Annotated in this window: 8 protein-coding genes; 1 reads left to right on the top strand and 7 read right to left on the bottom strand. The window is 69.1% G+C overall.

All coding sequences use genetic code 11. The annotated features are described in order from the left end of the window. Nucleotides 1–17 precede the first annotated feature (17 nt). The 3 genes from putA to Q8M88_RS12740 form a co-directional block, all read right to left on the bottom strand. Nucleotides 18–3,113 carry a bifunctional proline dehydrogenase/L-glutamate gamma-semialdehyde dehydrogenase PutA gene (putA, locus tag Q8M88_RS12730; protein ID WP_305597528.1) on the bottom strand — a complete coding sequence of 1,032 codons (3,096 nt, stop codon included), beginning with the start codon at nt 3,111–3,113 and terminating at the stop codon, nt 18–20. A 112-nt stretch (nt 3,114–3,225) separates the two neighbouring features. Then, nucleotides 3,226–4,428 (bottom strand): OmpA family protein, encoded by a 1,203-nt coding sequence (locus Q8M88_RS12735; protein WP_305597529.1) that lies wholly within the window; start codon nt 4,426–4,428, stop codon nt 3,226–3,228. A gap of 493 nt (nt 4,429–4,921) precedes the next feature. Continuing rightward, nucleotides 4,922–6,721 carry a cation:proton antiporter gene (locus Q8M88_RS12740; RefSeq protein ID WP_305597530.1) on the bottom strand — a complete coding sequence of 600 codons (1,800 nt, stop codon included), beginning with the start codon at nt 6,719–6,721 and terminating at the stop codon, nt 4,922–4,924. A gap of 170 nt (nt 6,722–6,891) precedes the next feature. On the opposite strand from Q8M88_RS12740, the gene Q8M88_RS12745 reads away from it, so the two are divergent. Beyond that, the gene (locus Q8M88_RS12745; protein WP_371132703.1) at nt 6,892–8,979 is read left to right on the top strand and encodes a M13 family metallopeptidase; all 2,088 of its coding nucleotides are present in this window, start codon (nt 6,892–6,894) and stop codon (nt 8,977–8,979) included. A 275-nt stretch (nt 8,980–9,254) separates the two neighbouring features. On the opposite strand, the gene hisG is transcribed toward Q8M88_RS12745, so the two are convergent. The 4 genes from hisG to pgi form a co-directional block, all read right to left on the bottom strand. Next, on the bottom strand, nt 9,255–10,223 hold the full coding sequence (gene hisG, locus Q8M88_RS12750; protein WP_305597532.1) for an ATP phosphoribosyltransferase: 969 nt from the start codon (nt 10,221–10,223) through the stop codon (nt 9,255–9,257). Beyond that, nucleotides 10,220–11,356 (bottom strand): ATP phosphoribosyltransferase regulatory subunit, encoded by a 1,137-nt coding sequence (locus Q8M88_RS12755; RefSeq protein WP_305597533.1) that lies wholly within the window; start codon nt 11,354–11,356, stop codon nt 10,220–10,222. The genes hisG and Q8M88_RS12755 overlap by 4 nt, the downstream gene beginning before the upstream one ends. After that, the gene (gene hisS / locus Q8M88_RS12760) at nt 11,353–12,837 is read right to left on the bottom strand and encodes a histidine--tRNA ligase (RefSeq protein ID WP_305597534.1); all 1,485 of its coding nucleotides are present in this window, start codon (nt 12,835–12,837) and stop codon (nt 11,353–11,355) included. The genes Q8M88_RS12755 and hisS overlap by 4 nt, the downstream gene beginning before the upstream one ends. A 300-nt stretch (nt 12,838–13,137) precedes the next feature. Further along, the gene (gene pgi, locus Q8M88_RS12765) at nt 13,138–14,754 is read right to left on the bottom strand and encodes a glucose-6-phosphate isomerase (RefSeq protein ID WP_305597535.1); all 1,617 of its coding nucleotides are present in this window, start codon (nt 14,752–14,754) and stop codon (nt 13,138–13,140) included. Nucleotides 14,755–14,998 lie beyond the last annotated feature (244 nt).

Raw genomic sequence — 14,998 nt, forward strand, 5'->3', positions numbered from 1 at the left:
TTTGAGTCCATGCAGGCTCACGGATCGAGGTTGAGCAGGCCAGGGTCGCCGCCTTGGGCTGCGATGTTCACCGACAAGGCGCGTTCCACCGCATAGCGAAGCAGGCTGTTGGGTCCGCCAGCCTTGGGCCCAGTGCCCGACAGCCCCTCGCCGCCGAACGGCTGGACGCCGACCACCGCGCCGATGATCGACCGGTTCACATAGGCGTTGCCAGCCGGCACGCTCGCCAGCACCTGGGCGGCGAAGCCGTCCAGCCGGCTGTGGACGCCAAGCGTCAGGCCGTAGCCGGCGGCGACCAACGGCGCGGCCGCGGCGGCGATCTGGGCCGGGTCGTAGCGCACCACATGCAGGATCGGCCCGAACACCTCGCTCTGCAGGAAGGCGGCGTCCGGGATCTCCGCCAGGGTCGGGCCGAAGAATGTCCCGGCGTGCGGCGTCCCCAGACGGCGAACCACCTTTGCCTGGGCCTCCAGGCGGGCCAGGTGCGCATGCAGCGCGCCCAGCGCCTCCCGGTCGATGACCGGCCCGATATCGGTGGCGGCATCCGCCGGATCGCCCACCACGAGCGCGTCCATCGCCTCGGCGATCCCTGAGATCAATCCGTCCGCCGTCTCGTGCGGCGCGAACAGCAGGCGCAGCGCCGAGCAGCGCTGGCCGGCCGATCCAAAGGCGGAGACCAGGACGTCGTCGATCACCTGCTCGCGCAGGGCCGTGGTGTCGACGAACATCGCGTTGAGCCCTCCGGTCTCGGCGATCAGCGGGACGATAGGGCCGTCCCGCGCCGCCAGCGCACGGTTGATCGCCCAGGCGGTCTGCGTGCCCCCGGTGAAGGCGACGCCTGCGCACAATGGATGCTGGACCAACGCCTGACCCACCACGCCGCCATCACCCGGCAGCAGATGCAGGATGTCGACCGGCAGGCCGGCGGCGTGGAACAGGCGCACCGCCGCCGCGGCGATCACCGGGGACTGCTCGGCCGGCTTGGCGAGCACCGCGTCGCCGGCGGCCAGCGCCGCGGCCACCTGGCCGGTGAAGATCGCCAGCGGGAAGTTCCATGGACTGATGCAGGCGAACACCCCCCGCCCTTTCAGCCTCAGGGTGTTGGTCTCTCCGGTCGGGCCCTTCAGCGTCACAGGCGCGTCGAACTGGCGCTCTGCGAGCATCGCGTAGTAGCGGCAGAAGTCGGCGGCCTCGCGAACCTCCGCGACCCCGTCGGCCAGCGTCTTTCCCGCTTCGCGCACGCACAGCGCCACCAGGTGATCACGGTCGTGCTCCAGAGCCTCGGCCATGGCGCGCAGCACTCGCGCCCGCGCCGCGCCGCCTTGGGCGTCCCAGGCTGGCTGAGCACCGGCGGCAGCGGCGAAGGCGGCCTGGATGTCATCGGCGGAAGCGCTCCACGTGCTTGCGACCACCCGATGAGGATCCGCCGGCGAAGACCGCTGCCTGCCCGCGCCCGCGCGCCGCTCGCGACCGCTGACGATCGGCCCTGCGCTCTCGGGGCTGCGATCGAGCTCGGTGATGGCGCGCGCCAACCGTTCGCGCTCCGCCGCCTGGGTGAGGTCGACGCCGGTGCTGTTGGCGCGGTCGGGCTGGAACAGGTCGGCCGGAAGCGGAATGCCAGGATGCGGCGCTCCACCGGACGCCTCCACCACCGCGATCGGATCGGCGGCGACTGCGGCCGCCGGCGCGTTCGGGTCTGACAGGGCGTGTACGAAGGATGTGTTGGCGCCATTTTTCAGCAACCTGCGCACCAGGTACGGCAGCAGCTGTTCGTGTTCGCCAACCGGAGCGTAGACCTGCACCGGCAGTGGGCCGTAACGCGCCGTGGCCGCCTCATACAGCGTCTCGCCCATGCCATGCAGGCGCTGGAAGACCGGCGTTGTTCCGGCCTGCTCGGCCATGGCGCGCACCGCCGCGACGGTGTGGGCGTTGTGCGTCGCGAACAGCGACCGCAGCGACGGTCCATTCGCCAGCAGTGCGCGGGCGCAGACCAGATAGGACAGATCGGTCGCCGCCTTGGTGGTGAACACCGGATATCCGGGCTGGCCCGCCACCTGCGCCCGCTTGATTTCCGCGTCCCAGTAGGCGCCCTTCACCAGGCGGACATGCAGGCTGCGACTACTCTCTTGCGCCAGGCCGTTCACGGCGGCGATCACCCGTGGCGCGCGTTTTTGATAGGCCTGCACGGCCAGGCCCAAGCCTGACCAGCCGGCTAGTGCCGGCGACGCGGCCAGCCGCGACAGCAGCTTCAGCGATAGAACCAGCCGATCAGCTTCCTCCGCGTCGATCGTGAGATCGGTTTGACTGTCGGCCGCCTGGCGCGCCAGCCGCTCCAGCCGCGGATAGAGGCCGTCGAAGACCTGGGCTTCGTGCAGGGCGTCGTAGCGCGACGACAGGGCGGAGAGCTTCACCGACAAGCCGTGCCTGCGGTCGGGCCCGAGCCGGCGGTTCTCCTGCGCAACCCGCTCCAGCGCACCGGCGTAGGCGGCTTCGTAGCGCTCGGCGTCGCCTTCGGTGCGCGCGCCCTCCCCGAGCATGTCGAACGAACAGACGAAGCCTTCCGCAGCGGCGCGACCCAGAGCCTGCTCGATGGATCGTCCGAGGACGAACTGTTCGCCCATGATCCGCAGCGCGGCGGCGATGGCGGCGCGGATCACCGGCTCGCCCACCCGGCCGGCCAGCCGGCGGACGAACGACGGCAGGTCCCGGCGCATCTCCGGATCGGGGTCCACCAGCCGGCCGGTGAGCATCAGGCTCCATGTCGAGGCGTTGACCAACAGGCTGTCGGAACGGCCGACGTGGCAGGCCCAGTCGGCGGAGGCGATCCGCTCGGCGATCAGCCGGTCACGCGTGGCGGTGTCCGGCGTGCGCAGAAGCGCCTCGGCCAGGCACATCAGCGCCAGGCCTTCCTGGGTCGAAAGACTGAATTCCTGCAGGAAGCGCTGCACCACGCCAGCGCGGGAGACCGCACCGCGCGTCTCGCGCACAAGGGCCTCGGCCTCGCGGGCCACGATCTGGCGCTCGGACTCATTGAGCGGGGCGGCTGCGAGCAAGGCCCGGGCGGCCTGTCGCTCGTCCACGAACTTCTCGAGATCGAGGTCGTCCCAGGCCATGTGCGCTCCGATCCGCAAGCATGCTGGCTCGGAGCACACCCAAAAGCAAAGGGGCCCGGTCTTTCGACCGGGCCCCTCGCTATTCGGCTAAGCCGTCTTGTCTAAATCGAGATCAGAAGTTGATGTCGATCGTCGAACGACGGTTCAGCGGTTCCTTGACGCCGTCGCCAGTGGCGACCGCAGGAGCCGATTCACCCTTCCAGTCGACTTGCAGGGCGGTCTGGGCGACGCCCAGGCCAACCAGCGCATCGGCGACGGCCTTGGCGCGACGTTCCGACAGGCGGACGTTGTACGCCGGCGAGCCGGAGGTGTCCGCGTGGCCCACCACGACGACCTGGGTCGCACGGCCGGCGCTGGCGTAGTTGGCGGCTTCCTGAACCACCGTCTGGGCTTCCGGCGTCAGCACGTACTGATCGAACGGGAAGTAGACGATGAATTGCTTGGCCTCATACGCCGGCGGAGGCGGCGGAGGAGGCGGCGGGGGAGGCGGCGGCGGGGGCGGAGGAGGCGGCGGGGGCGGCGGAGCCGACCCGAACGCGTACCGCAGGCCGAGCGTCACCGACTGGTCGCGGTATTCGCCGCGGAACACGCCAGGTTGGATCGGGCCGACAGCGCCGGTCGCGGCGTTCAGGCCAACGCCCTGCAGCTGCAGTTCCGTGCCGCCGAGCCAGCGGTAGGTCAGGTCGACGTTCAGGCGGTCCGAAGCCTTCCACGCGACGCCGGCGATCGCCTGATAGGCGAGCGCGGTGTCGTCGTCGTCGAAGCGCATGTTCTGGAACGCCGGGTTCGCCGCCGTGATGGCGCCGGTGATGTTCGAGAACTGGCCAAGAGCGTCAATCTTGACGTGATTGACGCCGACGCCAGCGCCGATGAACGGGTTGATCGACGACCCGGGCATGAAGTCCCACAGCACATTCGCCATGCCGGTCCAGGCCGTGATGTCGCCGCTGGGCGAACCGCAGTTAGGAGCAGCGGCGGTGCGCGTCACGTTGGGCGTGCACAGGCCGAGGATGGGGTTGATCGCGCCGCCGCGGATCGACTCGATATCGCCGGGGCGATAGCCGAGTTCCGCTTCCACGCGCAGGTGGTCGGTGAACTGATAACCGAGACGGGCGAAGCCGGCCCAGTCTTCTTCCTGGTTGAAATCCCAGGACAGTTGGCGACCGCCGATCAGGTCCGACGACGTGCCGTCGATCCCTTCGGGCCAGTGGTAACCGAGATCCACGGCGCCGTACCAGCCGGTGTCTTGCGCGGCTGCGCCGGACGCGGCGAACACCGCCGCCAGCGCGGCTCCCGCCAGGAGTTTGAACTTCATTATAGGAGCCCTCTTTTGCCCTCAGTGGTGCGGCCGAATGACCTAACCGCTTATATCAAGGACGAGACATTGCGTAAGTGTCACCGAAGCCACACTTAGCATGCAAATTCTCAGCCCTCACGACGTAACGCTGACAGGCTACACTGCGATGCTCGGCACAAGGCGTGCCGCACTGCGGTGTAGATCGCGCGTGTGTCCGTAGCAAGTGGCACGTTCGACCCCTTGCTGCGGCAACCCTTATATTTGGTCTGACGAGTAGATAGCCGCCCAGCCATTAACGAATGGCTCGCGACGGAGTCCGAAGGCGATCGATCACCTGACGCAAGCCTGAAGACCGGTCTATGCGCATTGCAGCGCTGCGCCCATCCGACACCTTGCATCATGCGTGACCAGCCCGCCCCACCGTCGTTTAGCCGACGCTGCAACGCACCCGCGAGGTACTGGTTCCGCGGATTCTTTCCGACCCTCAAAGCCGACGCCAGTCGTCCCTGCGTCAGGGGGCCGCACCGGGTTCGCCGCTCTGGCGATAGCGGCGCAGCCGGCCGCCAAGCGCTTCCGGTCGATTCAGCGACTTGCGCACCTCGTCCCGGCGCTCGTGGATCGAGGCGATGACCAGCCCCATGGGCACGCCGATCTCGACCAGCAGCGCCTCCGAGAGCTGCAGGCTGGCCTCGATAGTCTCGGGCACGGCGTCGGTGGCGCCTAGCTCGTAGAGGCGTTCGGCCTGGCGCGCGTCGCGGGCGCGGGCGATGATCTTGAGGTCGGCGCGTTGTTCGCGCGCCAGGCTGACCACGGTCTCCACAGCTTCCGCGTCATCCATGGTGATCACCAGGGCCGAGGCCTCGCCCAGACCGCAGCGCTTCAGGAACTCGATCCGGGCTGCATCGCCAAAGTAGATCGCGTCGCCGCTGCGTCGGCCGATCTCCACCAGCTTGGCGTCGCGCTCGGCGGCCACCCAGGGGATCTCGTGTCGATGCAGCATCTCGCCGACCAGGCGGCCCACCCGACCGTAGCCGATCACCAGCACCCTGGGGGTGACCGCGGGCGCCGTCGACTCGACCGGTTCCTGCGGCAGCTCGCTGGGCGTCACCTTGCGGCCGCCCAGCTTCAAGCCCCACGCCGCCAGCACGGGAATGCTCATCATCGACAGCGTCGAGGCGACCAGCACGGTCTGAGCGATGGCTTCGGGAACGATACCGCCGCCGACCGCGGACGACAGGATGACGAAGGCGAACTCCCCGCCCCCCGCCAGCAGCAACGCCGCCTCGATGGCGCTTTGGCTGGTCAGCCGGAACAACCTCGCCAGCCCGAAGATCACGGTGGTGTTCAGCGCCACCATGCCGATCGCCAGCGCCGGGATCAGCAGGGGGTTGGCCGCCAGCGTCGAGAGGTTCAGGCCGATCCCCACCGACAGAAAGAACAGACCCAGCAGCAGGCCCTTGAACGGCTCGATGGTGACCTCGACCTCATGCCGGAATTCGGTCTCCGCCAGCAGCAGTCCGGCGATGAACGCGCCGATCGCCATCGACAAGCCGGCGAGCGCGCTGACCAGACCCGCGCCGATCACCACCAGCAGGCAGGCGGCCATGAACAGCTCTTCGCTCTTGGCGCGGGCGACCGAGCGCAGCATTGGCCGCAGCAACAGCCGCCCGAACGCCAGCAGCACCAGCACGCCGATGGCGGCCGGCGCGAAGGTCAGCAACAGATTGGGCGACAGTCCCTGGTCCGCGCGGCCACTGGTCATCGCGATGGTGATCAGGATCGGAGCCACGGCCAGATCCTGGAACAGCAAGACGGAGAACGTCGCGCGCCCGGCTTGCGAGTGTTGGCGCTTGCGCTCCGCCAGGATCGGCATGACCACCGCGGTTGAGGACAGCGCCAGCGCCGCCCCGATCGCCGCGGCGCTGGCGACCGACTGACCCATGGCCACGGCCGCCGCGGCGATGATGCCGGCGCATAGCGTCACCTGCAGTGCGCCCATGCCGAACACATAACGGCGCAGCAGCCGCAGGCGCTGCCACGACAACTCCAGCCCGATCATGAACAGCAGGAACACGACGCCCAGTTCGGCGAGCTGGGCGATCTCGCCCGGGTTGTCGATAGTGACATAGGCGACCCACGGCGCCGCGTCGGACAATGACGCCAGGCCGTAGGGGCCGAGCAGCACGCCGGCGCCCAGGAAGCCCAGGATCGGACTGACGCGCCAGCGCCGGAACAGCGGCACAATGATTCCGGCGGTCGCCAGGAACAGCACGACATCCTTGTAGTCGCCTGCCGATACGTGGCCTTCCATACGTTCTCCTGCGCCCGACGATGAGCCCTGCTGCCCGCGACGGGTCGCGAATCCGCGGCGCCCGCAACCTTCGCCGCAAGAGCGCCCGGGTTCATAACAAAAAAGTCACGAGCCCCCAGCGCCGTGACCGGGGCAAGGTCGCAGCCTCAATTTCGCGAGGCTACCCTGTGATCAAGGCTGCATTGCTCGTCGCCGCGTCGGCGGGCGCTCTTCTTTCGGCGTTCGACGCGGCGGCGCAAGCCGAGCCCGCCCGCGCCGCACCCGCCCCCACGACGGCGGCGACCGCCGTCGCCGATCTGTCGAAGGCCCCGCGCATGGGGACCTGGGGCTTCGACCTCACCGGACGCGACACCGCCGTCGGCCCGGGCGAGAGCTTCTTCCTCTACGCCAACGGAACCTATCTGAAGCGGACAGAGATCCCGGCCGACCGCTCACGCTATGGCAATTTCGACGCGCTGAACGAGCTTTCCGTGAACCGCATGCGCGCGGTGGCGGACAAGGCCGCGGGCGCGCCCTCCGCCCAAGGCGAACAGGCGCTGGTCGGCGCCCTGTACAAAAGCTTCCTCGACGAGACGAAGGTCGAGGCGCTGGGCGCCAAGCCGCTGGAACAGGATTTGGCCACGGTGCGCACGGCCCGCGACAAGACCGATATCGCCCGGTTGATGGGCGCGGCGGTCAAAGGCTTCGGCGGTTCGTTCTTCACCGCGGCGATCTACGACGACGCCAAGGACCCGATGAACTACGCGGTCTATCTGGGCCAGGGCGGCATGGGCTTGCCGGACCGGGACTACTATCTGGAGCCCCGGTTCGCACCGCAGAAGACGGCCTATGAGGCCTATGTCGCAGCCATGCTCGGCCGCATCGGATGGAAGGATCCGCAAGGCGCCGCCAAGGCGATCGTCGCGCTGGAAACGGAGATCGCCAAGGTCTCCTGGACGCGCACCGAACGGCGCGACGACGAGAAGACCTACAACCCTTACCCGCTACCGGACCTCGTCGCCCTCGCCCCGGGCTTCCCCTGGAAGGCGTACCTCGACGCGGCCGATCTCGGCGGCGTCCAGCGGGTGATCGCGTCGGAGAACACCGCCTTCCCGAAGATCGCCGCCATCTACGCGGCGACGCCGCTGGACGTGCTGAAGGCCTGGACGGCGTTCAACGTCGCCGACAACGCCGCGCCCTATCTCTCGAGAGGCTTCGAGCAGGCGCATTACCAGTTCCGCGACAAGACCTTGTCCGGGCAGCCCGAGCAGAAGCCCCGCTGGAAGCGCGCCGTGAACCTCGTCGACAGCCAGATCGGCGAAGCGCTCGGCAAGGCCTATGTCGCCGCCTACTTCCCGCCGGAGAGCAAGGCCAAGATGGAGGCCCTGGTCAACGACATCAAAACCGCCATGGGCCAGCGCATCGAGCGCGTGTCGTGGATGAGCCCGCAGACCAAGACCAAGGCGCTCGCCAAGCTGGCGAAGTTCACCGTCAAGATCGCCTATCCGGACAAGTGGCGCGACTACACCGGCCTCAGTCTGAAAGCCGACGACCTGTACGGCAACGTCGAGCGCGCAACCGCCTTCGACTGGGCCTATCGCGTCGGGCGCCTGGGCAAGCCCGTCGACCGCAGCGAGTGGGGCATGACCCCGCCGACCATCAACGCCTATTACAGCTCGACCAAGAACGAGATCGTCTTCCCGGCTGCGATCCTCCAGCCGCCCTTCTTCGACCCCGACGGCGATCCGGCGATCAACTACGGCGGCATCGGCGGGGTGATCGGCCACGAGATCACCCACGGCTTCGACGACCAGGGCCGCAAGTCGGACGGCGACGGCCGGCTGAGCGACTGGTGGACGGCGGAAGACGCGGCCAAGTTCCAGGCCCAGGCCGACAAGCTTGGCAAGCAGTATTCCGCGGTCGAGGTGCTGCCGGGCGCCAAGATCAACGGCGACCTGACCATGGGCGAGAACATCGCCGACCTTGGCGGGCTCCTGCTGGCGCTGGACGCGTATCACATCTCGCTGGGCGGCAAGCCGGCGCCGGTGATCGACGGCTTCACCGGCGACCAGCGGGTGTTCCTCGGCTGGGCTCAGGTGTGGCGCAGCAAGAACCGCGAAGACAGCATGCGCAAGCAACTGGTCAGCGACCCGCATTCGCCGCCGCAGTACCGGGTCGATCTCCCGGTCCGTAACATTGACGCCTTCTATGAGGCGTTCGGCGTAAAGCCAGGCTCGGCGATGTATGTGGCGCCTGAGGATCGCGCCCGAATCTGGTGACCCGATTTTAACTGACGCCTTTGTCAAAATTCAACGTCAGGCAAAAATTTGGCCCGCTGCGGGGGATAATCGCAGCGGGCCGAATTCCGAGCAATTGCTCATATAGTAGGGCGTTTCCTCCCCGAAACGCCGGAGACGTCAGGACTAGCGCCGTCATGTCTCTCGCAGTTGTGACAAGATGGCAGTTTCGATTCCGAGTCAACACGGCGACCCGTGAATTGCATGCTATTTCGATGAGATTTTCGCGATAGCGCCAGTCTAGACGTCTCTCGGACCTACTTTTTGACACCCGTGTCATCTTTCAGCCGCGCGATGAGCTGCTCAAATGGAGCGCATCGAAGGTCGAAAACGAAATCGGGCCGAGCAACGGTGACTGGGCCCAGGCCGACGGCGGTCAACGCGCCGGCGACGGCGGGGATGCGGTCGACACCGACCAGCAGCCCATTGGAACGTCGTGTTGCGCCTTGCGCCACCAGCGTATCGATGACGTCACTCGGCGCGTCACCTTGCGGCCAGTCCAACGTGACCGTGCGCAAGGCCGCGGAACGCGCCTCGACGATGCGCAGCAGCCGCTGGGCGGCGTCCAATTGGCGGTCGCTCCAGGCGATCTGCAGATTGGCCGCGAGCTGGAACTGGCTCTTCAGGATCAGGCCGTCCGCCAGCACCTTCAACCCGTTGGCGTTCAGCGTCGCGCCAGTGGTGGTGATGTCGACGATGAGCTCGGCGCCGCCCGACGCAGGTGCGCCTTCGGTCGCGCCACCAGACTCGGTTATCCGGTAGTCGGAAACCCCATGCCGCGCGAAATAGGCGCGGGTCTGGACCACGTACTTGGTCGCCACCCGCATCCGTCGGCCGGTGCGCGCCAGGAACTCGTGCGCCACTTCCTCCAGATCGGCCATGGTGTCGACGTCGAGCCAGCTCTTGGGAACCGCGACCACCAGGTCCGCGCGGCCGAAGCCCAACGCACGCAGCATCAGCAGCCGCTGGTCGATGTCCTGGCCACGTTCGCGCAGAAGATCCTCGCCGGTGATCCCCAGGTGGACTTCGCCAGCGTCGAGCGCATCCGCGATATCGGACGCCGACAGCAGGCGGACCTGTACGCCGGGCATGCCCTTCAGGGACGCGATGTAGCCGCGAGAACCACCGACCAGTTGCAGATCCAGCCCGCAGTCGGCGAGCCAGGCCTCGACCTGCTCCTTCGGGCGCCCCTTGGACGCCACGGCGATGATCAGGGGTTCGCTCACGCCTCACCTCCAGCAAAGGCGCGCCAGGGGCGGACCATGCAGCCGATGGCGCGGGTCTGACCGGCGTCGCCCAGCCTGGCCATCAGCCCATCGTAGCGACCGCCGACCGCCAGCGCCCGGTCGGCCCCCAGCGCTTCGCTGCGGATCTCGAAGGTGAGGCCATCATAGTAGTCGAACGCATGCCCGAGCGCGGTGGCGAAGCGCAGTCGGTCAGTCGGGACCCCCAACGCCTCAAGCGCCCGAAGTCGTGACTCCCAGCCTTCCATGGCCTGACGGAAACTCGCGCCTGCGGGCTCCGCCGCGGCGCGCGCCAGGGCCAACGCCGAAGCAGGCTCTTCCGACACCGCCAGAAAGCGACGGATCGAATCGGCCTGGGCATGGGTCAGCGACGGCGCCTCGGCGGCTTGGGCGCGGCGCACCAGCCGCTGGGCGATCTCCGCCGGTCCACGTCCACCCACCGGCTCGATGCCCGCCAGCGACCAGACCTCTTCCAGCAGTTCGGCGGCCTGGGCGGGCGCGAGCTGCGACAGCATGCCCGTGAGCTGCCCGCCAGGCGCCGGAGCAGCGTCGCTTCCGGCGCGGGCGAGTTCGGCCTGCATCAGCCGCGGCCGACCGGCGGCGCGCTTCAGCCGCCCGGCCAAGGCCTCAGGCACATTCATGCCGTCGATGAAGGCTGCGAACAGGCCGACGTCGCCCAACCAAAGCGTCAGGTCCGACCGACCGCCGGCGACCGCACAGCGCCAGGCGAGCGCGACGGTTTCCGCGTCAGAGCCGATGACATCGGCCTGGGCGACCTCGAAACGCTCGAGCCCGATCTGCAGGAACTCTTCAGGCGTGGTCTCGCCGATCGCTGCGCGGAAGGCGACCCCCTCGTAGGCGTAGCGACCCGCGGCGACCCCACGCTCCAGGTGCTGTCGCGCGATAGCCACGGTGAAGTCGGGGCGCAGGCAGGATTCCGCGCCGCCCTCCGATTGAACCACGAACAGACGCGCCCGCATCTGTTCTCCGGCCAGATCGAGCAGCAGGCCCAGCGGCTGCAGGATCGGCGCGTCGACGGATTCGGCGCCGGCCGCCAGGATCGGCGCGCGGATGGCGGCCAGGGCCTGGCCGGGGACCGCTGGCTCCGCTCTCACGACGCGGCCCCAAGGATGCGGCGGATCTCCGCGACCAGTTGGCCGCGCGGCACGTTCAGCTGGCCCGGCCGCTGCTCGCGCCATGCGGCGTTGTCGGTGACGCCGGCGGATAACTGGCGGCCCAGATCAAGATCCTTGATGGTCACCGTGCCGGCCTGGAACTCGTCCTCGCCGACGATCACCGCGGCGGGCGACAGCCTGCGGTCGGCGTACTTCATCTGCGGGCGCATGCCGGAGGTTCCGAGATAGACCTCGGTCGGTATGCCAGCGGCCCGAAGTTCGCCCGCCATCGCAAAGTAGTCGCCCATCCGGGCTGCGTCGAAGTTAATGATCACCACGGGCCCGCGGGCGTCCGCCGCCCCGTCGCGACCGGCCGCGCGCAGCGCCGCCGACAACCGCGACACGCCGAACGAGAAGCCGGTGGCCGGGGTCTGCTGGCCGGTGAACCGCGCCACTAGGTCGTCGTAGCGCCCGCCCCCGCCGATCGAGCCGAAGCGCATAGCATCGCCCTTCTCGTCCAGGGTCTGCATCAGCAGCTCGGCCTCGAACACCGGGCCCGTATAGTACTCCAGGCCGCGCACCACCGACGGATCGAAGGTCGCGGCCGCCTCGGCCACGCCCAGTCCGCCGAGCGCGCGGTCGATGGCGGCCAATTCCTGCAGGCCCGCCTCACCCTCCTCCGAACCGCCGATGACTTGCGACAGGCGGTCCAGCACCTGCGAGCGGACGCCGCCGCCGGCTTCGGTGAAAGCGACCACCGAGTCCGCAGCGGCCGGCGCCAGGCCGGCCCCCTTGGTGAAGGCGCCGGATTCGTCCAGCCGTCCCTCGCCCAGCAACAGGCGCACGCCCTCCGAGCCGAGACGATCGAGCTTGTCCACCGCGCGCAGCACCGCCAGCTTCTGGCCCTCGTCGCGCACGCCGGCGGCGGCCAGCACGCCGTTGAGCAGCTTGCGGTTGTTGATCTTGATCACATAGGCGTCGCCCGGCAGCCCCGCCGCGGCCAGACCCTCCACCGCCATGGCGATGATCTCGGCGTCGGCTTCAGGCCGCGCAGAGCCGACCGTGTCGGCGTCGCACTGGACGAACTCCCGGAATCGGCCCGGACCGGGCTTCTCGTTGCGCCACACCGGGCCGGCGGCGTAGCGCCTGAACGGCTTGGGCAGGGTCTCCCAGTTCTGCGCGGCGAAACGGGCCAGGGGCGCGGTCAGGTCGTAGCGCAGGGCGATCCACTGCTCGTCGTCGTCCTGCAGCGAGAACACGCCCTCGTTCGGGCGATCGGCGTCGGGCAGGAACTTGCCCAGCGCGTCGGCGTATTCGAATGCGCCGGTGTCCAGGGGCTCGAAGCCATAGCGTTCATAGACCGAGGTCACCGCGGCCAGCAGGCGGCGCTCGCCCAGCAGGTCGCGGGCGCGCCGGTCGTTGAAGCCGCGCGGGGCGCGGGCCTGCGGCCTTGCGGCCGTCTGTGCGGGGTCGTCGGTCATGGCGCGCGCTTAGTCCATGCGCCAGGGGCCGGCAAGCCGCGGCGTCTCAGGTTTGGAGGGGCGTCGAAATCCATCGGATGGTCCAGTCTGCATGGGCGGGCCGGAGGGATGGAGCCTTGCGCGTTCGCCTAAGCCCCGTCCCAGCGGGCGGGGGGCGAAGCTTGGGAGGTCGCGTCAGCGCATGCGATCCCGGCCGCCCCCGCCGAAGCGGGTCGGATGGTGATGGCCATGATGTGCGCGCGAAAACATGCGCGCCTCTATAGTCGCGGTTTGTGAAGAAAACGAGTCCCTGGGTTCGGCTCAACCCTTCAGGCGCCGGATCAGGGCCGCCGTCGATGGATCATGGGACCCGGCGGGCCCGCCCTCCAGTTCGCCCAGCACCCGTCCGGCCAGGCTCTTGCCTAGCTCGACGCCCCACTGGTCGAAGCTGTTGATCCCCCACAGCACACCTTCGACGAAGGTCTTGTGCTCATAGAGCGCGATCAACGCCCCCAGGGTCTCGGGCGTCAGCCGCTCCAGCAGGATGAAACTGGACGGACGGTCGCCCGGAAAGGCGCGCTGCGGGGCCAGCGCATCGATCTGCGACTGCGCGGTCCCCTGCGCCTGAAGTTGCTGGCGGACATCGGCCTCCGTGCGACCGACCATCAACGCCTCGGCCTGGGCGACGGCGTTGGCCAGCAGCTTGGCCTGCCGCCCGTCGCTATTGTCGTGGGCGCGGTGGACGGCGACGATATCCACCGGGATCACGTCCGTCCCCTGATGCAGAAGCTGGAAAAAGGCGTGCTGGACGTTGGTCCCGGGGCCGCCGAACACCGCCGTGGCGGTGGCTTGCGCGACGGGCCGGCCCACGGCGTCGACCCGCTTGCCGTTGGACTCCATCTCGAGCTGCTGGAGGAAATCCGGCAGCAGGCGCAGCCGCCGCGCGTAGGGGACGACCGCGCGGACGGTGCGCCCCAGGCCGTTGCGGTTGAACACATGCGCCAGCGCCAGCATCACCGGCAGGTTGTCCTCCAGCGGCGCGGAGGCGAAGTGGGCGTCCATCTGCGCCGCGCCGGCGAGGAAGTGCTGGAAGATCTCGTGCCCAAGCGCGATGGCGCAGGACAGGCCCACCGCCGACCACACGGAGAAGCGCCCGCCCACCCAGTCCCAGAAGGCGAACACCTGGTCGGCCGGCACGCCGAACGCTTGCGCGACGGCGGGCGCGGCGGACACCGCCACCAGATGGGCGTCGCCAGCCTCGCCCAGGCTTGCGCGCAACCAAGCGCGGGCGACCTCCGCATTGGCGAGGGTCTCCTGGGTGGCGAAGGTCTTCGAAACCACGACCACCAGCGTCTCCTGAGCCTTCAGCCCGGCCAGGGCGGCGCTCATCTCCGACGGATCGACATTGGCCGCGAACCGCAGGTCGATGTCCGGCTCGATGGGCGCCAGCGCCTCCCACACCAGCCGCGGCCCGAGGTCCGACCCGCCGATGCCGATATGCACCACAGCGCGGAAGGGGTGCCCGGCGGCCCCGGCGCGCGCGCCCGAACGGATCTCATCGACGAACCGCCACACGGCGGCGCGACCGGCGTCGACCAGCGGCGACACCGCCTCCCCCGCAGCCTGGAACCGCGCGCCGGCGGGCGCACGCAGGGCCATGTGCTGGGCGGCGCGGCCCTCGGAGGCGTTGACCACCTCGCCGGCGATCAGCCGCGTCCGCGCGCCTTCGACGTCGGCGGCGTGGGCGAGGCCGATCGCGGCCTCGACCCCAGCCTGCGACCAGGGTTGCTTCGACAGGTCGAGGTGCAGACCGGCGGCTTCGAAGGTCAGGCGGTCCAGCCGCGCCGGGTCGCCGGCGAACAGGCTTTCGATGCGGGACCGCCCGTCGTGGGCGGCGGTGCGGGCGAGCTCGGCCCAGGCGGCTTTAGCGTCGGACATGGGCGAATGCGTTCCCCGCTAGGCTGGCGTTTACCATGCGGCGGTAGCAAATGCGGGATTGGAAGTCTCGTTCCTCGGATGGAAGGCGTTCCCTCATGTCCTGCGCAGATCTCGCCGCGACCGCCGTGCTCTGGCTGGCCGCCGCCACCACCGGCGCCGCGACGCAGGCGCCGCTCAGACCGGAGCCGAGCGCGCTCGCCGGCGCCGTCTCCTACGAGCCGCTGTTCGCCGACATCGTCGCGCG

Origin of the sequence: Phenylobacterium sp., from assembly GCF_030693805.1 — a bacterium.
In the GTDB taxonomy this organism is placed as follows: domain Bacteria; phylum Pseudomonadota; class Alphaproteobacteria; order Caulobacterales; family Caulobacteraceae; genus Phenylobacterium.